This is a genomic window from Gillisia limnaea DSM 15749, assembly GCF_000243235.1.
Taxonomy (GTDB): domain Bacteria; phylum Bacteroidota; class Bacteroidia; order Flavobacteriales; family Flavobacteriaceae; genus Gillisia; species Gillisia limnaea.
In genome coordinates this window covers 3,074,152-3,091,827 of sequence record NZ_JH594606.1, presented here as the reverse complement: position 1 = coordinate 3,091,827, position 17,676 = coordinate 3,074,152, and the positions used below count along the sequence as shown (strand labels likewise).

Here is a 17,676-nt window from a genome sequence, read left to right as displayed (position 1 = left end):
AAAACACCTATGAAAATTTCATACAATTGGCTTAAGCAATTTATAAAACTACCAAACAACCCCGAAGAAACGGGTCATTTACTTACAGATCTTGGCCTGGAGGTTGAAGGAATTAAAAATTTTCAAAGTGTAAAAGGTGGTCTGAAAGGAATTCTTACAGGTCATGTTTTAAGTTGTGTTTCTCATCCCAATGCCGACAAATTACAACTTTGCAAAATTGATATAGGGAATGGAGAAATCCTTCAAATTGTATGTGGCGCCCCAAATATTGCGGAAGGGCAAAAAGTTCCGGTAGCGACTATAGGAACCACCCTGTATGATGAAAAAGGAGAAGTCTGGGAAATTAAAAAAGGAAAGATTCGGGGGGAAGCAAGTGCAGGAATGGTATGTTCAGAAAAGGAACTAGGCCTGGGAGATAGCCACGAAGGGATTATGGTAATGAAAGCCGATCTTATTCCCGGAAAGCCTGTTTCTGAGATATTCGACATTGAAAATGATCATGTTTTTGAAATAGGACTTACCCCTAACCGTGCCGATGCGATGAGCCATTGGGGCGTTGCGAGGGATCTTAAGGCAGGATATCAGCAACAGGATATCAGCCTGGAGCTAATCACCCCTTCTGTAGGTGCTTTTCATGTAGACAGTCGGAGTTTTAGAATTCCAATAAAGGTAGAGGATTCTGCCCTGGCACCAAGATATTGCGGAATTACCCTTTCCGGGATACAAGTGAAAGAATCTCCAAAATGGCTGCAGAATAGGTTAAAGGCCATTGGGATCAAACCTAAAAATAACCTCGTAGATATTTCCAATTATGTGATGCACGAGCTGGGACAACCTCTACATTTTTTTGATGCCGATAAAATTGCCGGTAATGAGATCAATGTGAAAACTTTGCCCAAAGGAACAAAATTCATAACCTTAGACGAAGTTGAACGTGAACTTCACGAAGAAGACCTCATGATTTGCGATGCTGAAAAACCCCTGGCTATTGCCGGAATCTTTGGTGGATTACATAGTGCGGTATCAAAAGATACAACAAAAATATTTATTGAAAGTGCCTATTTCAATCCTATTAGTGTGCGTAAAACCGCTAAGAGACATGGCCTAAGCACCGATGCTTCCTTTAGATACGAAAGAGGAATAGACCCAACTATTACCGAATATGCATTAAAACGTGCTGCCCTGCTTATCCTCGAACTAGCCGGAGGTGAGATCACCAGCGATATAGACGATTTATATTTCAAAAAAATAGAAGACTTTCAGGTATTCCTCACCTTTGAAAAAGTAAATAAATTAATTGGACAGAATCTTGCTGAAGAAACGATAAAATCTATTCTGGCTTCCCTGGAGATTCGCGTAAACAATGTTACCGAATCAGGAATGGGGCTCACTATTCCCTCTTATAGAGTAGATGTGCAGCGTGAAGCTGATGTTATTGAGGAAATATTGCGGGTTTACGGATACAACAATATTGAATTTGGGACAAAATTTAATGCTTCCATTGCAAACTCAACAAAATTTGAAGATTATAAACTTCAGAATCATATTGCGAACCAATTAGTAGGTCAAGGCTTTTATGAAACCATGGCCAATTCCCTTACTTCCTCTGTTTATACACGATTAACCGAAAATTTAAAGGAAGAAAACGATGTAAAAATACTGAATCCTTTAAGTCAGGATCTCTCGGTAATGCGACAATCTTTACTGTTTTCAGGTCTGGAAGCGATAAGCTATAACATCAACAGAAAGCGAACCGATCTTAAATTATTTGAGTTTGGAAAAACCTATCACCAATACCCATCCGGAAGAGAAGAGACCAAGCATTTAAGTTTGATTATTTCAGGGAACAGATTTCCAGAGAGTTGGACCATTTCTAAAAACGGAGGGAGTTTTTTCTTTATGAAAGGAATTATTTCAGGTGTTTTTGAACGATTAGGGATCAAAGATTTAAACACTGGATCATTCAAATCGGATGTTTTTTCTGAAGGATTAATCCTGAGTTTGGGAAAGTCTAAACTTGTAGAATTCGGGGTTCTAAAAAAATCGGTTTTAAAACATTTTGATGTCACTCAGGAAGTTATTTACGCCGATTTTAACTGGGATCTAATCATTGAAATAACCAAATCACAAAAGAACAAATTTACCGACATTCCAAAATTCCCTGCAGTACGAAGAGATTTTGCCTTGCTGCTGGATGATTCTGTCAGGTATCAGCAAGTGGAAGAAATCGCATTACAAACCGAGAAAAAGCTGCTTAAATCGGTAAATTTATTTGATGTCTATCAGGGTAACAATTTGCCTGAAGGCAAAAAGAGCTATGCGGTAAGCTTTATGTTTCAGGATGATTACAAAACCCTTACCGACAAGCAGGTTGATAAGGTTATGAAAAAATTAAAACAGCGCTTTGAGGAAGAACTCAAGGCGGAATTAAGGTAATAGATTTTAAATAATTCAATTAACCTGAACAACTTATTAAGTATGTAAAAGAAAAGAATATCCAAAAATTCACGTTTTTAATAAAAAAGTCCTTTTTGGAAATTCCGAAAAGGACTTTTTAGATTCTATAAATTTATCTGGAAAAGATAAAAATCTATTTCCCTGGCAAAAGCACTGTATCGATAACGTGAATTACTCCATTAGACTGGTTTACATCAGCTATAGTAACAGTTGCTACGTTTCCAGCAGCATCCTTCAACTTAACATTGCCACCATCTAACATTGCACTCAACTCAACACCATTAACAGTTTTAAAAGTCGCTGTCCCATTTCCGCTTTTAATGGCGGCAAGAACATCAGCAGCTTTAAAGTCACCGGCAATAACGTGGTACGTCAACACCCCTTGTAAGGCTTCTTTGTTTTCAGGTTTCAATAAAGTCTCTACAGTTCCGGCAGGCAGTTTTTCGAAAGCTGCGTTTGTAGGAGCAAAAACGGTAAAAGGCCCTTCCCCCTGTAAAACCTCAACCAATTCTGCAGCGGTTACGGCAGCAACAAGCGTTGTGTGATTTTTGGAGTTTACAGCGTTTTCAATGATGTTCTTGCTTGGGTACATTTCTGCACCACCTACCATTTTAGTATCTTTTTTCATGTTTTGAGCAGTAAGTGATCCGCTCATTAAGAAAGTGGCTGTAAAAAAAGCCATTGCAAAAAATTTCAACTTTTTCATAATTTGTTTTTTTTTATTACAATCAAATTAACGTAGTAATGACTTGGACGGTTCTTAATTTTAGTAGAATTAATATGAAATTAACATACGTTTTAGGAATCAAAAAGTAAATTAGAGCTTGAAATCTTATTTTTAGTAAAGCGTTGTTCGTTAAGGATCAATTGTTTAAATTAGTATCAGGTTAAGTCGATGAAGATGAAAATAAAAAGAACTCACATTCCCGAAAAAATTCTAAATTATAGAAACAAAAGAATTTCCCAGGAAAATTTAATGGAACAAGTCTGGAGAATTTTTGAAGAGGAAAGCCAAAAGGATCGTGTAATTTTGGATAGCCTCAACGATGATTCCGAAGTTGAGGAGTCCAATAATTTTGATTTTAATCTCCTGGAAGGAGTTAACATTTATCACCTTTCAGACATAGAACGCATTTGTATTGACTACCGCCTTCGATTTTTGAGTAGCGCCATCTTTAAAGGGGAATTACCTTATGAAGCGATCTCAAAAATAAAACATTTTGAAAAAATCCATAACACAAGCCTGAAGGGTTTTAAGATCATGGCTCCAGCCAAAGTGTTTAAATTAAAGAATGCAGATGACCCCTTACTGTTTGCTCCTATAGGAAATCAATATTATTATCTTATACATTCCTGGGGTACGGATTTACATCCATTAAGGAAAGTAATGATGTGGCCATTCAAAAACCTGGAAAATTTCATTGTGGCTGTAATTTTTATAAGCCTGATATTAACCGCTATGGTACCCGAAGGATTATTTTCCAAGCAGCAAACCACCTCCGAATTTTTTATGGTCTTCTTCTTCATGATTAAATGGGTTGGGGGAATTTCAATATTTTACGGAGTCAAAATGGGGAAGAATTTTAGTTCTGCCATTTGGAGAAGTAGATTTTATAACGCCTGATGCGTTAAACTCTTTTAAAAAGGCATACCGATTTATTTTGTTCTGTGTATCTTAGTTCGAAAATCAAGAATTATGAGTACAGACGATAGTTACGAACGGGTTTATACGGGCTCTGATACAAATGTTCAATACCTGCAGGAACTTTTTGAAAAAGCAGGGATTGCATCCAGGGTTAGAAATGATTTCGACTCCGGGTTAAGAGCAGGTTTTGGTGGAGGTTTGCCCGGACAGGTTCAGTTATTCGCAATGAAATCGCATTTTGACGAAGCTTTAAAAATATCCAAAACAACCTTTCCAGAAGACTATGTAGATGGAGAATAGAAACGAAGTCCCAAAGAAAAAGAATATATGGAACCTGGTATTAGGATTTCTTTTTTTGATCTATGGAAGCTACAGGCTATATGTTCTTTCCGAAAATAATTTTCAGGATGACACCCTTGGACTCATCCTTGCAATAGGATTTATAGCCTTTGGCTTATATGATCTCTGGAAATATAACAAAGGCCTTTAACAAAGTTCTTAATCAATTAACATCCAATAATTTCAACTAAAAAGCGGGAGTTCCTAACTGGAATTCCCGCTTTTTTATTGAAATTATTGGATGATTTGAATTAAGCTTGTACAGCATACATTTTATCCCGTTGCTCCCTGATCTTTTTATCATCCATATATTCGTCAAAGGTCATATACCTGTCAATTACACCTGTTGGGGTTAATTCTACTACACGATTTGCGACGGTTTGTGCAAATTCGTGGTCATGAGTTGTAAATAACACAGTTCCTTTAAAGTTCTTAAGGGAATTATTGAATGCGGTAATAGATTCCAAATCCAGGTGATTGGTGGGTTCGTCCAACATCAGGACATTGGCACGCATCATCATCATTCTGCTTAGCATACAACGAACCTTTTCCCCTCCGGATAATACCCTGGAAGTTTTAAGAGCTTCCTCACCACTAAAAATCATTTTTCCTAAAAATCCGCGAATATAAACCTCCTCGCGTTCTTCTTCCGTTTTAGCCCATTGCCTTAACCAATCAACTAAAGTTAGATCGTTCTCGAAAAATTTAGAATTGTCCAATGGAAGATAAGACTGAGAAGTGGTGATCCCCCAGGAAAAACTTCCTGAAACCGGCTTTTCATTTCCATTAAGGATCTCATAAAATGCAGTGGTCGCCCGTGAATCTCTTGAAAACACAACCACCTTATCCCCTTTTTTAAGATTGAGATCTATATCTTTAAAGATAGTTTCCCCTTCTATGGATGCTTCCAAACCTTCAATATTTAGAATTTGATCTCCGGCTTCGCGCTCTCTTTCAAAAATAATGGCAGGATATCTTCTGCTGGATGGCTTGATCTCTTCAATATTAAGTCTATCGATCATCTTTTTACGAGAAGTAGCCTGTTTAGATTTTGCAACATTCGCGCTAAAACGCATGATAAATTCCTGTAATTCTTTTTTCTTTTCCTCTGCCTTCTTATTTTGCTGCGACCGTTGTCTTGCTGCAAGCTGCGAAGATTCATACCAAAAAGTATAATTTCCGCTGTAATGATTTATTTTCCCAAAATCTATATCGGATATATGCGTACAAACAGAATCAAGGAAGTGACGGTCGTGAGAAACCACGATCACAGTATTATCATAATTGGCCAGGAAGTTCTCCAGCCAAAGAATAGCTTCATAATCCAAATCGTTGGTAGGCTCATCCATGATCAAAACATCTGGATTTCCAAAAAGTGCCTGGGCTAAAAGAACCCTTACCTTTTGCTGCCCGTCAAGATCTTTCATTTGTGTATAATGGTAATTCGCTTTTATTCCCAAATTTGAAAGCAGGGAAGCAGCGTTGCTGTCCGCATTCCAGCCATCCATTTCCTCAAATTCAACCTGTAGCACTCCTACCCGTTCCCCATCGGCATCGTTAAAATCCTCCTTTGCATAGATCTCGTCCATTTCCTTCTTGATCTTGTAAAGCGGCGTGTTCCCCATAATCACTGTCTCCAAAACGGGATACTCATCATATAAATTATGATTTTGTTCAAGTACGGACATACGCTTGGCAGGCTCCAGAAAAACCCTTCCGCTTGTTGGCTCCGATTTTCCTGAAAGTATGTTTAAAAACGTGGATTTTCCAGCACCATTGGCACCAATAATCCCATAAATATTCCCTTGTGTAAAACTGGTAGTAACCTCATCAAACAACACCCGCTTACCAAATTGAACCGAAAGATTTGAAACTGATAACATAAATTTTTATTTTCTACTAATAAATTTTTGCAAAAGTAGCTAATATTGCTCACTTGATAAAAGATTAACGTTTTAAATAACCCTTTTAACGTGTAGTTAACATCGCTCGGGACAGGCAAAAATTACATTTGCAACAAATACCCTGAAGTTTAGGATCAATCCCACTTGTTCTTAAAACATATTATGAATATAAAATCACCTCTTATAGTATTTTTAGCGATTCTCACATTTCTTTCCTGTAAAAAGGAAACAAATAGCCTGGACGATGTCTACATAGGAGGACAAGTTGTCAATCCAGGCAGTGAATATGTTATTATCTCTAAAAACGATAAAGACCTTGACACCCTTTATTTAAATGAAAATAACAGGTTTAGCGGAAGTCTTAAAAATATAGAACCTGGATTGTATGTTTTCCGGCATCCTCCCGAAAATCAAGTGATGTACCTGGAACCGGGTGATAGCGCTTTGATTTGGGTAAATACTTTGGCATTTGATGAATCTATAAATTTTAGTGGGAAAGGTGCGTATAAAAGTAATTTTATCACTAATATTTATCTTTTAAATCAGAAAAATAACGATCTCATTCTTTCCTATTATAAAGTAGAACCTATAGAATTTGCACAGAAGACAGATTCTATAAGAGAAGTACGACTTCAAGAACTGGATCAATTAAATCAGAAAAAAGATTTATCAGAGGAATTCTATCAACTGGCAAAAACCAGTATCGATTACGAGTATTACGACTTAAGAGAACGATATGCCCTTTTAATCCATAAATACCAAAGAGAATATATTGATAAGATTCCAGGTGATTTTCATGATTATAGGGAGAACATCAATTTTAATGATGAACAGTTTCAGGATTACTACGTGTACTTAAACCTAATTGACGATTATGTAAGAACCATATCTGTGGAATACTGCAATGAAAATAACATTTCGCGGGACTCCTGCTCAAACCTAATGAGCGTTGAAAACATCAAAAGAAGGATTTTAATAACGGATTCCCTAATTCAGAATAAAAATATTAAAAATCCTTTTCTTGAAAAGCTTGCTGCTCAGGGAATAATTTTTTCTAATAACCTGGAGGAAATCGAATCCATTTTAAAACTGATTGAAGAAATAAACTATGAAGGAAATGCTCTGCCAGATTTAAAACAGATGGCAGATATCCAAGGAAGTTTACTTCCTGGGAATAAGATTGGAGAGTTAAAATTAGTCCACACGAATGGGGAAACCGTGCAATTAAAAAATATTTCCAAAAAACCTATAATTACCTTCCATTGGTCTATCAAAGAGCAAGTACATCACAAATTGGCGCATAAGCTCATTACAGATCTTAGATTTAAATATCCGGAAATCAATTTTATAGGTGTCAATGTAGATAAGGGTCAAAACGAAATTTGGAAAAGGGTGACTAAAAATAATTCTTATGAACCGGAATTTGAATATAAACTCGATACGGTGAGAGTGAAAGAGAGTTTATTGAAAAATTATTTAAATAAAATGATCTTTATGAATGCTTCCGGTGAAATAATTAAAGGGGACGTTCAATTGAACGCACCCGATCTGGAAACCATCATCCTTGAATTTATAAGCCAAAGGAATAGGTAACATTATAAATTAAAAAAACACAACCCCCGAAATATATTTTCGGGGGTTGTGTTTTTAAGGATACTGAGTTTTTAGTTCCCTTTATTATAATCTGCAAGGAATTTTGCGAGTCCACTATCGGTTAGCGGGTGATTTAAAAGACCTTCAATAGAAGAAAGCGGGCCCGTCATTACATCGGCACCAATTTTTGCACACTCCAGGATATGCATACTGTGTCTTACTGAAGCCGCAAGAATCTGGGTTTCAAATCCATAATTATCATAGATCAACCGAATGTCTGCAATAAGGTTTAAACCGTCTGTTGAAATATCATCCAATCTTCCTATAAAAGGAGAAACATAGGTAGCTCCTGCTTTTGCAGCCAGTAATGCCTGTCCTGCAGAAAAAACCAGCGTACAGTTGGTACGGATCCCTTTATCGCTAAAATATTTAATAGCCTTAATCCCTTCTTTTATCATTGGAACTTTTACAACTATTTGTTTATGCAATTTTGCAAGTTCTTCTCCTTCTTTCACAATCCCGTCAAAATCTGTAGCGATTACCTCTGCGCTCACATCTCCATCTACGATCTCACATATTTTTTTGTAATGATTGATGATATTTTCCCTTCCAGTAATCCCTTCCTTGGCCATAAGAGAAGGGTTTGTAGTAACCCCATCAAGAACTCCAAGTTCCTGGGCTTCCTTTATTTGGTCAAGATTTGCTGTATCAATAAAAAATTTCATAGGTATGTATTTAATGGTTTTACTTTTATATTAAGCAGTTCCCAAAATAACAGGAAAGCTATTTTTCGCGAAATTACAATTTATAATGTTTAAGCAGCATTTTCTCATATACTTTATCCGGTAAAATACGCTTGAGTGCAATGGAAAATTTTTGCAAAGGTTCCCCTACTTTATAATGCCCTCTGGGATCTTTTGTATGAATGATTTTATAAATCGCATTCGCCATAACTTGAGGATCTTTTCCGGATGCAACGTGTTGGTTCATCAAATCCAGTGTATTGCTGTAAGCCTTTTTATAAGGTGAAGTTTCCAGAACCGGTGCATGATATCTTCCGGCAGCAATATTAGTTGCAAAATCTCCCGGCGCAACATTGGTCATTTTTATATTAAAGTCTTTTAGTTCCATCCTGAATGCTTCCGTTGTTAATTCCAAAGCACCTTTGGTGGCAGAATATATTCCGCGGTAAGGCAATCCCATATATCCTGCAATGGAAGTAATATTGATGACAAGTCCTTCCCCCTGCTTTCGCATATGTGGCAAAACTGCTTTTATAACATTTAAAGGGCCAAAATAATTGGTGTCAAAGGCTTTTTTGATCTCCTCTTCCGGAGTTTCCTCAATAGGACCCGTAATCCCAATTCCCGCATTATTGATTAGAACATCTATACGTCCCTCCTTTTTAATAATTTCTGAAATTGCAGAAGTAATAGTCTCTTTCCTGGTAACATCAAGAGCTACAAGAGAAAAAGGAAAATTAACGATCTTACCAGGATTTCTGCTGGTACCGTAAACAATAAAATTTTTGCTTTTTAGAAATTCACCTACGGATTTTCCAATTCCTGAAGAACCACCTGTGATAAGGACAACTTTTGAAGAAGTATCTGTTTTCATAGATCACAAAGATGCGATAAAAATTAAATATCAGATACAAAAAATGGCAAGCGACCCACATCACACCGCTACGACCACTTACCCTTGCTGCGTTCCCGCCCTGGGGGATTCAGCAGGAGCTGGTTGTGTGGGACTTGCCGGGGCAAATATACAATCTTTGATACATTTTACAAGCATTTTTTAGATTGATTTAATTAATTTAGCCCTTAGTAAATACTCACATTTTCATGAAAAATCTTAACCTCCTGTTACTGTTTCTTTTAAGCCTCACCCTGATTTCCTGCGGAAGTAATTCCGGAAAAAAAATCAGTGATTTTTCTTTGAGTCTTATAGATTCTAATGCCGAATTTCAACTTGGTGAGACCCTGGAAGTGGCTGTAAAAAATCCAAAAAACAGGGAAATCGATTCTGTTCAATTTTATTTTGAAGATCATTTGCTGGAAAAATCAGATAAAACTTCTGCCAGCCTTCAGTTAAAAGATCAGAAACTCGGGAATCAAAATATTCAGGCTTTGGTTTATTCCGAAGGAAAAACAGACAGTATACAGATCTCTTTAAAGGTTTTTAACAATAACCCGCCGGAAATTTATACCTATAAAATAATCAATACCTATCCCCATGACCAAAATGCCTATACACAGGGTTTAGAATTTTATAAGGACACTTTATATGAAAGCACCGGACAATACGGGAATTCATCGTTGCGAAAGACCAATTTTGAAACCGGGGAAATCCTGAAAAAGGTCGATCTGGCCGACAGATATTTTGGAGAAGGTATTTCTATTTTGAACGATAAGATCTACCAACTTACCTGGAATGAAGGTGAAGGTTTGATCTATGATATTGCTGATTTGAACCAAATTACGAGTTTTAAATACAATCAAAGTAAAGAAGGCTGGGGACTAACCAATGATGGAGAGAAGTTTTATAAAAGCGATGGAACCGAAAAAATATGGATTTTAAATGGCACTACTTTAGCAGAAGAAAGTTTTATCCAACCCACTACGCACCGTTCAATATCCACTCAATTAAATGAACTGGAATGGATAGAGGGAAAAATCTATGCAAACACTTATCAAAAAGACGGAGTGGCAATTATTAACCCCAAAAATGGAGCAATAGAAGGCCTTATCAATTTTAAGGGGCTTCGCGACAAGGTGACACAACATCCTGACCTGGATGTTTTAAACGGAATCGCATATAACCCTAACAACAAAAAAATCTATGTGACCGGAAAGAACTGGGATAAATTATTTGAAGTTGAAATTATAAAAAAATGAGCCTCACCCCGGAAATTTTTCAACAAACAATAAAGGTTTCAGAAGCAGATCTTGATGAACTACAGCATGTAAACAATGTGCGGTATGTGCAATGGATGGAAGATGTTGCAAAAGCACACTGGAACGCACGCGCAGGTGACGAAATCAGGGAAAATTATTTCTGGGTGGTGATACGCCACGAGATCGATTATAAAGGACAGGCATTTTTAGATGATGAATTATTATTGCAAACCTAAGTTGGGGAACACACTCATGTTACCTCACAGCGCCTGGTAACTATTTTAAGCAAGAAAACCAGGAAAATTATTATAAAGGCAAAATCCACCTGGTGTTTGATGGATTATAAAAGCAAAAAGCCGGTAAAAATTTCAGAGGAGATGGTCCGGGTGTTTTATACGTAAAAAATGGTCCCGGGGATAGTCCAATTTCAATCAAATAAAAATCACATAAAATAAAAAAGTCAGGATCGAAGAAAATAACTTCGATCCTAACTTTTTTTTATAGCCAAAATATTCACTGAATAAGAAACTTTCAGTCTAAAAACTTAAGTCTTCAGCGGGACTAAAAATCCCGGGTTATTTTCTCCACCACCGCTATAGTCCTGTCAAGATCTTCGTAAGAAAGGGCATCTGTTATAAACCAGGTTTCAAAAGCACTTGGTGCAATATAGATTCCGTTATCCAGCATTCCCCGGAAAAACTCCTTAAATAAATGATTATTCCCGTGCGCTGCCGATTCAAAATCGGTTACTGGTTGTTCTGAAAAATGAACAGAGATCATAGATCCTATCCTGTTGATGGTATGAGCTACATTATTGGATTTGAGAACGGATTCCATCCCCATATGCAAATAAGCCGTTTTTTTATCTATACTCTCAAAAATACTACGGTTTTCATCTAGTTCGGTAAGCATCGCAAGTCCGGCGGCCATTGCAAGTGGGTTTCCACTCAAAGTTCCTGCCTGATAAACCGGCCCGATTGGGGCAAGATAATCCATGATCCCGGAACGGCCTGCAAAGGCTCCTACCGGCAATCCACCGCCAATCACTTTCCCGAAAGTCACAAGATCTGCTTTTACTCCAAGTCGTTCCTGAACTCCGCCCGGAGCCAGTCTAAACCCGGTCATCACTTCATCAAATATCAGTAAAATATCATTTTCATCGCATAATCTCCGAAGGCCTTCCAGAAATCCATTTTGAGGTGGGATACACCCCATATTTCCAGCTACCGGCTCGAGGATGATACAGGCGATCTCTCCAGAATTGGATTCAACCAGTTCCACAACACTTTTCAAATCGTTGTATTTTGCCAGCAGGGTATCCTTTGCCGTGCCCTGGGTAACCCCGGGACTATTAGGCGTACCAAAAGTCATGGCACCACTTCCGGCCTGAATCAAAAAAGAATCGCTGTGCCCGTGATAACAACCCGCAAATTTAATGATCTTCTCTTTTGAAGTATATCCCCTTGCAAGTCTTACCGCACTCATACAAGCTTCGGTACCGGAATTCACAAAACGGATCTTATCAATATTAGGAACCATTTTTACCGCCAGTTCGGCGATTTTTGTTTCAATTTCAGTAGGAGTTCCAAAGGAAGTTCCCATTTTGGTTTTTTCAATGATCGCATCTACCACCGGTTTATGTGCATGGCCCAGGATCATGGGACCCCAGGAATTGATATAATCTATATACTTGTTCCCATCTGCATCAAAAAGATAAGCCCCTTCTGCCCTTTCAATAAAAACGGGGTCTCCTCCTACCGCCGTAAATGCACGAACCGGAGAATTCACTCCACCCGGGATCACTTTTTGTGCCGCTTCAAACAAAGCGCTACTTCTTTTATAATTCATATCTTTTAAACTCTTTTTAATTGGATTCCACAGTTAATTCCTGTCCTATGGAAATTTCCGTTCCCCTTAAATTATTATTTTTCTGCAGCGTTTCTACCGTCGTATTATAGCGTTTCGCAATTGAATATAAGGTATCTCCTTTCCTCACATAGTGTGTACTCCCGCCTTTTTCAGCAACGGACGTTCTTCTGGTTTTTTTCCCAAGTACTTCCGCATCGTAATTATATAATTCATACCGCTCTATCAAACTAATCAGTTTCGTGGGATATAACCTATCTGTAGCATATCCGGCAGCTCTCAAACCTTTTGCCCAGCCCTCGTAATCATCTTGATCAAGTTCAAATAATTTTGCGTAGCGCAATCGCTCACTTAAAAACAAGGAATGATCGCGGTAGGAAAATTTTGGATCATTGTATTTTCTAAAACATTCCTGGGAGAGATCGTCATCGTGGTAGACTTTATCGCCATTCCAATTATGACATTTGATCCCAAAATGGTTGTTCGCGCGCCTGGTAAGTTCTCCTCTTCCAGCACCCGATTCCAGGATCCCTTGTGCAAGCGTAATGCTGGCAGGTATTTTATAGAGTCGCATTTCTTCCTGGGCGATTACTGAAAATTCTGAGATATATTCCTCAACTACATCAGCATAACGTTTTTGAGGAAGCTCCTTTCTTTCTCCTACCGACACTTCGGAACCTGCCTGTTCTCGTTCGGTTTTAGCGGAAACAGCCTTTTTCTTACTTCCGCAGGAAGCAACAAAAACCAAAATTGCTATCAGCATAAAAAAGCGACTAAATTTCATTCCAAACATCGATTAGGGGTAGGTTTTTCTTTAATAATACCATGTTCATTCCGGCTATACCTTGCAATCCTCCCGTATGAATGGCTAAAATACGGGAATTTTCAGGAAATGCAGATCTTTCAATCATATCAAAAATACCAAAAATCATCTTTCCGGTATAAACCGGATCCAGCGCTATGTTGGTTTTCTGGTGAAATTCATTTATAAATGTGATCAATTCTGAAGAAATTTTAGCATACCCGCCAAAATGGTAATCCTCAATAAGCTCCCAGTTGGTTTTAGAGGTAAATCCGGAAATTTCAGCTCTTAAAAAATCGCCCTTTAATGCAGGGAATCCGAGTACTTTCTGAGAGATTTCTGAGGAATTAATTATTCCTGAAATGGTGCCTCCCGTGCCTACCGGACAGCAAATAAAGTCGAAATTTTTATCAGATTCTGAAAGGATCTCCTGGCAGCCTTGGATTGCAAAAGCGTTGGTTCCGCCTTCCGGAAGCAGATAAAAATCACCAAATTGATCCTTTAATTTCTCGATGTAATGCTCCCTATCCTTCTCCCTGTATTCATCCCTGGACACAAAACGCAGCTCCATTCCCTGGCTCGCTGCAAATCTTAAAGTTGGGTTTTCCCTAAAAGTGTTTTCTGGATCCTTCCCCAATTCCTCTCCCCTTATGATTCCGATGGTTTCAAAACCCATCATTTTCCCCGCAGCAGCTACTGCCGAAATATGATTTGAAAAGGCTCCGCCAAAAGTGAGTAATAATCGCTTTTTCTGATTTTTGGCTTCCTGTAAATTGTATTTTAATTTTCTGAATTTATTCCCTGAAACTTCAGAATGTAGAAGATCTTCTCGTTTTAAGAAAAGCGAACAATTGGAAATATCAAATTTCCGGATTAGTTGATTTGGAGAATTTTTTAAATTAAAATTCAGTGGTTCGCTCATGCTACAAAGGTTCAAAAAAACCAGCCGGATTATGAAATCCCTGATGCCTAATTTTCTTTATTTTTCAAATTTAAGTACTCTGTAAAATTCCATCGCTTTCTCGAAATACAATATTTCAGGTTACTTTCATTGACATAAGCTTCCCGCTCAAATGAAATATTGCGGTATGCACGCTTAAAATCTCTGGTTTGAAAGTATCTTATAATAAATTCTGTGAGATACCATCCGTAAAAGGGAATAATGAATAATTCTAGTTGTTGTTTCAGGTGAATTCGCTCATGATTTAATAAAACAAGATCCCTGGCGTCTTTCTTATCCCGTATAATCACAAAAGGCCATAGACTTATACCTCTAAATTTATTACTTAGTAAATATTTGTTTACGATTAGGATCACAGTTTCAAAGTAAGAATTTGTAATTTTGCGGTATGAGTTTTTACAATAAAAAAATCGATCTGGAAGAAGGAGATTATTATCTTACCCCAGAGGGATATAAATGTTTCACAGAACAATACCACTTGAAGCGAGGTCATTGCTGCCAAAGCGGATGCAGGCATTGTCCTTACGGTTTCGATAAAAATACAGGGACTATTAAATAGGTTTACTACGCGCGCCTATCCCTTTAATAATTTAAAATTATTGCCCGGTACCCTTTTAATTTCATTTCCATTTTTGTCCAATGGCATAAGGAACAACTCTCCAACCTTAAATTTTTGAAAATCCGCTTTTTCACCTTCAAGTAGTATAGTGTTCCCATTAGCCTCCCAGGTAAATTCACCTTCAGAAATAAAATCCCGACTTTCTTTTTCAGGAATTCCCAAATAACGAAGCACTAATTGATACGTTTGGTCTTTATTGAGAATTAGACGCGTATCTATCCCATCACAATTTTTGCAGGGAAGCACTCCCGAATAAGCTCCTTCCCAATCCAGAGAATTTTTAGAAGTATGAGCATCAGGAATAGAATGTATTTCTTCGGAAGGGATTTCCGATTGAGATTTAGTGGTATTTTCAATTGTTTCTGAAGCTTCTGTCTCCTCTTTACATGAAAGAATACTTAAGAGTATCATTAGGTACAGCGTTGATTTTATCATTTTAAAGGGGTTTAATTTTCTGAAGTTAATTTATAAAACAAGTTCTAAATATATGAAAGTATCTTAATTTTATAGTACTTTAAAAAAGATCTAACCAAAACATAATTCATGAATTTTAAAGAACAGTTTTCACAGGGAATTCCTGATGAATTACCAACCATAAAACCATACGACACCTCCGTTAATCACGCTCCTAAACGGAAAGATATTCTCACCAAAAAGGAAAAAATCCTTGCCCTAAAAAATGCGCTGCGCTATTTTGATCCAAAACATCATCCTGTACTTCTTCCGGAATTTAGAAATGAACTGGAAACCTACGGAAGAATCTATATGTATCGTTTTATGCCCGGTTATAAGATCTACGCCCGGCCAATAGAGGAATATCCAGGGAAGTGTATTCAGGCAAAGGCCATAATGCTTATGATCCAGAATAACCTGGATCCCAATGTTGCGCAACATCCGGAAGAATTGATTACTTATGGCGGTAACGGAGCGGTATTTCAAAACTGGGCTCAGTATTTACTGGTGATGAAATATTTATCAGATATGGAAGATGACCAAACTCTGGTAATTTATTCCGGGCATCCTATGGGACTTTTTCCTTCACACACCAATGCGCCCAGGGTTGTGGTTACCAACGGTATGATGATCCCTAATTACTCAAAACCGGACGACTGGGAAAAATTCAATGCGCTTGGGGTTACCCAATATGGACAAATGACCGCAGGAAGTTATATGTATATCGGCCCGCAGGGAATCGTTCATGGAACGACTATAACGGTATTAAATGCTTTGAGGAAAATCTCCAAAAAACAGGAAGACGGGGCACTTTTTGTCACTTCCGGACTTGGGGGAATGAGCGGAGCACAACCTAAAGCCGGAAATATTGCAGGATGTATAACTGTTTGTGCCGAAGTTAATCCCAAGGCGGTGAACACAAGAAATAGTCAGGGCTGGGTAGATGAAGTATTTACAGATCTAGACCAACTTACTCAAAGGGTTAAAATTGCCATAGCAAATAAGGAATCGGTTTCCCTGGCCTATCAAGGGAATATAGTCGAAATATGGGAACATTTTGACAAAGAAGATATTTATATAGATTTGGGAAGTGACCAGACCTCCCTTCATAACCCTTGGGCAGGCGGATATTATCCTATGGGAATGAGTCTCGAGGAATCCAATGAAATGATGGCGAAGAATCCGGATAAATTTAAAAAGAAAGTGCAGGAAAGTCTCCGGCGACAAACCGAGGCAATAAATAAACATTCTAAAAAAGGTACCTATTTCTTTGATTATGGAAATGCCTTTTTACTGGAGGCCTCACGGGCTGGATCCAAAATTTTTAAAGATAAGAATGGAGAGTTTGTAAGTTCCACGGAAGTAGATGAAGACAATACAAATTGGGCATATCCTTCCTATGTACAGGATATTATGGGACCAATGTGTTTTGATTATGGTTTTGGTCCTTTTAGATGGGTTTGCGCTTCAGGTTTGGAGGAAGATCTCGATAAAACCGATGCTATTGCTGCCGGGGTTTTGCAAAAGCTTAAAGAAAATGCACCGGCAGAGATCCAGTCCCAGCTTCAGGATAATATCCACTGGATAAAAAATGCTAAACACAACAAACTGGTCGTTGGTTCCAAAGCCAGGATCTTATATGCGGATGCTGTTGGAAGAATTGAAATCGCAAAGGCATTTAACGATGCCATAGCTAATGGTTCTTTTGCGGGTCCTGTGATCCTTGGAAGAGATCACCATGATGTTTCCGGAACCGATTCTCCCTACAGAGAAACCTCCAATATTTATGACGGCTCCCAATTTACAGCCGATATGGCTATACAGAACGTTATTGGGGACAGCTTTCGCGGAGCTACCTGGGTGAGCATTCATAATGGCGGTGGCGTTGGCTGGGGAGAGGTTATTAATGGGGGATTCGGTATGGTTCTTGATGGCTCTAAAGCATCTGAAGATAAGTTGCGTTCTATGTTATTTTGGGATGTGACCAATGGTTTGGCCAGACGTTCCTGGGCCCGAAATAAAGAGGCTATTTTCTCGGCGAATCGTGCAATGGAAATTGAGCAGAAACTTAAAATCACAATGCCTAATATTGTTGAAGATTCCTTATTTTTAGATTAGACTATAAACCTAAAACAAATAT

General features: G+C 38.0%; 19 protein-coding genes and 1 other RNA gene. 10 read left to right on the top strand and 10 right to left on the bottom strand.

The window, feature by feature from the left end; translation table 11 throughout:
* Window positions 1-9 precede the first annotated feature (9 nt).
* On the top strand, window positions 10-2,436 hold the full coding sequence (gene pheT, locus GILLI_RS15505; protein ID WP_006990067.1) for a phenylalanine--tRNA ligase subunit beta: 2,427 nt from the start codon (window positions 10-12) through the stop codon (window positions 2,434-2,436).
* Between the two features lie 154 nt (window positions 2,437-2,590).
* Here pheT and GILLI_RS15500 read toward each other — a convergent pair whose 3' ends face one another.
* Window positions 2,591-3,163 carry a fasciclin domain-containing protein gene (locus tag GILLI_RS15500; RefSeq protein ID WP_006990066.1) on the bottom strand — a complete coding sequence of 191 codons (573 nt, stop codon included), beginning with the start codon at window positions 3,161-3,163 and terminating at the stop codon, window positions 2,591-2,593.
* Between the two features lie 195 nt (window positions 3,164-3,358).
* On the opposite strand from GILLI_RS15500, the gene GILLI_RS15495 reads away from it, so the two are divergent.
* The 3 genes from GILLI_RS15495 to GILLI_RS15485 all read left to right on the top strand — a co-directional run bounded on the left by GILLI_RS15495 (window position 3,359) and on the right by GILLI_RS15485 (window position 4,592).
* Window positions 3,359-4,081: a hypothetical protein gene (locus GILLI_RS15495; protein WP_169312733.1), complete on the top strand. Its 723-nt coding sequence runs from the start codon at window positions 3,359-3,361 to the stop codon at window positions 4,079-4,081.
* Between the two features lie 72 nt (window positions 4,082-4,153).
* The gene (locus tag GILLI_RS15490; RefSeq protein ID WP_006990064.1) at window positions 4,154-4,402 is read left to right on the top strand and encodes a putative signal transducing protein; all 249 of its coding nucleotides are present in this window, start codon (window positions 4,154-4,156) and stop codon (window positions 4,400-4,402) included.
* Window positions 4,392-4,592, top strand: a complete 201-nt coding sequence (locus GILLI_RS15485) for a hypothetical protein (RefSeq protein ID WP_006990063.1) — start codon at window positions 4,392-4,394, stop codon at window positions 4,590-4,592. The genes GILLI_RS15490 and GILLI_RS15485 overlap by 11 nt, the downstream gene beginning before the upstream one ends.
* Window positions 4,593-4,692: 100 nt before the next feature.
* Here the strand turns inward: GILLI_RS15485 and GILLI_RS15480 are convergent, their stop codons facing one another.
* Window positions 4,693-6,324, bottom strand: coding sequence for an ABC-F family ATP-binding cassette domain-containing protein (locus GILLI_RS15480; protein ID WP_006990062.1), 1,632 nt, complete (start codon window positions 6,322-6,324; stop codon window positions 4,693-4,695).
* Window positions 6,325-6,507: 183 nt separating this feature from the next.
* Here GILLI_RS15480 and GILLI_RS15475 point away from each other — a divergent pair, with 183 nt between their 5' ends.
* Window positions 6,508-7,938, top strand: a complete 1,431-nt coding sequence (locus GILLI_RS15475) for a hypothetical protein (RefSeq protein ID WP_006990061.1) — start codon at window positions 6,508-6,510, stop codon at window positions 7,936-7,938.
* Between the two features lie 71 nt (window positions 7,939-8,009).
* On the opposite strand, the gene fsa is transcribed toward GILLI_RS15475, so the two are convergent.
* From fsa to ffs, 3 genes are all read right to left on the bottom strand, one after another.
* Entirely contained in the window at window positions 8,010-8,663 is a 654-nt protein-coding gene (fsa, locus tag GILLI_RS15470; protein WP_006990060.1) for a fructose-6-phosphate aldolase, read from the bottom strand.
* A gap of 73 nt (window positions 8,664-8,736) precedes the next feature.
* Window positions 8,737-9,555: an SDR family oxidoreductase gene (locus GILLI_RS15465; RefSeq protein ID WP_006990059.1), complete on the bottom strand. Its 819-nt coding sequence runs from the start codon at window positions 9,553-9,555 to the stop codon at window positions 8,737-8,739.
* Between the two features lie 41 nt (window positions 9,556-9,596).
* An RNA gene (gene ffs / locus GILLI_RS18205) (signal recognition particle sRNA small type) lies at window positions 9,597-9,695 on the bottom strand.
* An 87-nt stretch (window positions 9,696-9,782) separates the two neighbouring features.
* On the opposite strand from ffs, the gene GILLI_RS15460 reads away from it, so the two are divergent.
* The 3 genes from GILLI_RS15460 to GILLI_RS18955 are packed head-to-tail and all read left to right on the top strand — an operon-like array spanning window position 9,783 to window position 11,236.
* Complete coding sequence (locus tag GILLI_RS15460) at window positions 9,783-10,835, top strand: glutaminyl-peptide cyclotransferase (RefSeq protein WP_006990058.1); 1,053 nt, start codon at window positions 9,783-9,785, stop codon at window positions 10,833-10,835.
* Window positions 10,832-11,071, top strand: coding sequence for an acyl-CoA thioesterase (locus GILLI_RS18960; protein ID WP_245545641.1), 240 nt, complete (start codon window positions 10,832-10,834; stop codon window positions 11,069-11,071). Before GILLI_RS15460 ends, GILLI_RS18960 begins: the two co-directional genes overlap by 4 nt.
* Window positions 11,072-11,104: 33 nt before the next feature.
* On the top strand, window positions 11,105-11,236 hold the full coding sequence (locus GILLI_RS18955) for an acyl-ACP thioesterase domain-containing protein (protein WP_280985195.1): 132 nt from the start codon (window positions 11,105-11,107) through the stop codon (window positions 11,234-11,236).
* A gap of 160 nt (window positions 11,237-11,396) precedes the next feature.
* Here GILLI_RS18955 and hemL read toward each other — a convergent pair whose 3' ends face one another.
* From hemL to GILLI_RS15435, 4 genes are read right to left on the bottom strand one after another with little or no spacing between them, the layout of a single operon-like run.
* Window positions 11,397-12,683 carry a glutamate-1-semialdehyde 2,1-aminomutase gene (gene hemL, locus GILLI_RS15450; protein ID WP_006990057.1) on the bottom strand — a complete coding sequence of 429 codons (1,287 nt, stop codon included), beginning with the start codon at window positions 12,681-12,683 and terminating at the stop codon, window positions 11,397-11,399.
* A 16-nt stretch (window positions 12,684-12,699) separates the two neighbouring features.
* Window positions 12,700-13,485, bottom strand: coding sequence for a glucosaminidase domain-containing protein (locus tag GILLI_RS15445; RefSeq protein ID WP_006990056.1), 786 nt, complete (start codon window positions 13,483-13,485; stop codon window positions 12,700-12,702).
* Window positions 13,475-14,425: a 1-aminocyclopropane-1-carboxylate deaminase/D-cysteine desulfhydrase gene (locus GILLI_RS15440; RefSeq protein WP_006990055.1), complete on the bottom strand. Its 951-nt coding sequence runs from the start codon at window positions 14,423-14,425 to the stop codon at window positions 13,475-13,477. Before GILLI_RS15440 ends, GILLI_RS15445 begins: the two co-directional genes overlap by 11 nt.
* 47 nt (window positions 14,426-14,472) lie before the next feature.
* A complete protein-coding gene (locus GILLI_RS15435) occupies window positions 14,473-14,820 on the bottom strand; it encodes a hypothetical protein (RefSeq protein ID WP_006990054.1) in 348 nt (115 codons plus the stop codon).
* 32 nt (window positions 14,821-14,852) lie between these two features.
* Here GILLI_RS15435 and GILLI_RS18600 point away from each other — a divergent pair, with 32 nt between their 5' ends.
* Window positions 14,853-15,023: a C1orf53 family protein gene (locus GILLI_RS18600; protein ID WP_006990053.1), complete on the top strand. Its 171-nt coding sequence runs from the start codon at window positions 14,853-14,855 to the stop codon at window positions 15,021-15,023.
* 15 nt (window positions 15,024-15,038) lie between these two features.
* On the opposite strand, the gene GILLI_RS15430 is transcribed toward GILLI_RS18600, so the two are convergent.
* On the bottom strand, window positions 15,039-15,518 hold the full coding sequence (locus tag GILLI_RS15430) for a copper resistance protein NlpE (RefSeq protein WP_006990052.1): 480 nt from the start codon (window positions 15,516-15,518) through the stop codon (window positions 15,039-15,041).
* A 108-nt stretch (window positions 15,519-15,626) separates the two neighbouring features.
* On the opposite strand from GILLI_RS15430, the gene GILLI_RS15425 reads away from it, so the two are divergent.
* On the top strand, window positions 15,627-17,654 hold the full coding sequence (locus GILLI_RS15425) for a urocanate hydratase (RefSeq protein WP_006990051.1): 2,028 nt from the start codon (window positions 15,627-15,629) through the stop codon (window positions 17,652-17,654).
* Window positions 17,655-17,676: the final 22 nt, after the last annotated feature.

Excerpts from the sequence above, each read along its gene's own strand:
- GILLI_RS18600 (WP_006990053.1), top strand. The coding sequence starts at position 14,853 with ATGAGTTTTTACAATAAAAAAATCGATCTGGAAGAAGGAGATTATTAT.
- GILLI_RS15495 (WP_169312733.1), top strand. The coding sequence starts at position 3,359 with ATGAAAATAAAAAGAACTCACATTCCCGAAAAAATTCTAAATTATAGA.
- GILLI_RS15475 (WP_006990061.1), top strand. The coding sequence starts at position 6,508 with ATGAATATAAAATCACCTCTTATAGTATTTTTAGCGATTCTCACATTT.
- GILLI_RS15425 (WP_006990051.1), top strand. The coding sequence starts at position 15,627 with ATGAATTTTAAAGAACAGTTTTCACAGGGAATTCCTGATGAATTACCA.
- GILLI_RS15460 (WP_006990058.1), top strand. The coding sequence starts at position 9,783 with ATGAAAAATCTTAACCTCCTGTTACTGTTTCTTTTAAGCCTCACCCTG.
- fsa (WP_006990060.1), bottom strand. The coding sequence starts at position 8,663 with ATGAAATTTTTTATTGATACAGCAAATCTTGACCAAATAAAGGAAGCC.
- pheT (WP_006990067.1), top strand. The coding sequence starts at position 10 with ATGAAAATTTCATACAATTGGCTTAAGCAATTTATAAAACTACCAAAC.
- GILLI_RS15440 (WP_006990055.1), bottom strand. The coding sequence starts at position 14,425 with ATGAGCGAACCACTGAATTTTAATTTAAAAAATTCTCCAAATCAACTA.
- GILLI_RS15480 (WP_006990062.1), bottom strand. The coding sequence starts at position 6,324 with ATGTTATCAGTTTCAAATCTTTCGGTTCAATTTGGTAAGCGGGTGTTG.
- GILLI_RS15485 (WP_006990063.1), top strand. The coding sequence starts at position 4,392 with ATGGAGAATAGAAACGAAGTCCCAAAGAAAAAGAATATATGGAACCTG.
- hemL (WP_006990057.1), bottom strand. The coding sequence starts at position 12,683 with ATGAATTATAAAAGAAGTAGCGCTTTGTTTGAAGCGGCACAAAAAGTG.
- GILLI_RS15465 (WP_006990059.1), bottom strand. The coding sequence starts at position 9,555 with ATGAAAACAGATACTTCTTCAAAAGTTGTCCTTATCACAGGTGGTTCT.
- GILLI_RS18960 (WP_245545641.1), top strand. The coding sequence starts at position 10,832 with ATGAGCCTCACCCCGGAAATTTTTCAACAAACAATAAAGGTTTCAGAA.
- GILLI_RS15445 (WP_006990056.1), bottom strand. The coding sequence starts at position 13,485 with ATGAAATTTAGTCGCTTTTTTATGCTGATAGCAATTTTGGTTTTTGTT.
- GILLI_RS15430 (WP_006990052.1), bottom strand. The coding sequence starts at position 15,518 with ATGATAAAATCAACGCTGTACCTAATGATACTCTTAAGTATTCTTTCA.
- GILLI_RS15490 (WP_006990064.1), top strand. The coding sequence starts at position 4,154 with ATGAGTACAGACGATAGTTACGAACGGGTTTATACGGGCTCTGATACA.
- GILLI_RS15500 (WP_006990066.1), bottom strand. The coding sequence starts at position 3,163 with ATGAAAAAGTTGAAATTTTTTGCAATGGCTTTTTTTACAGCCACTTTC.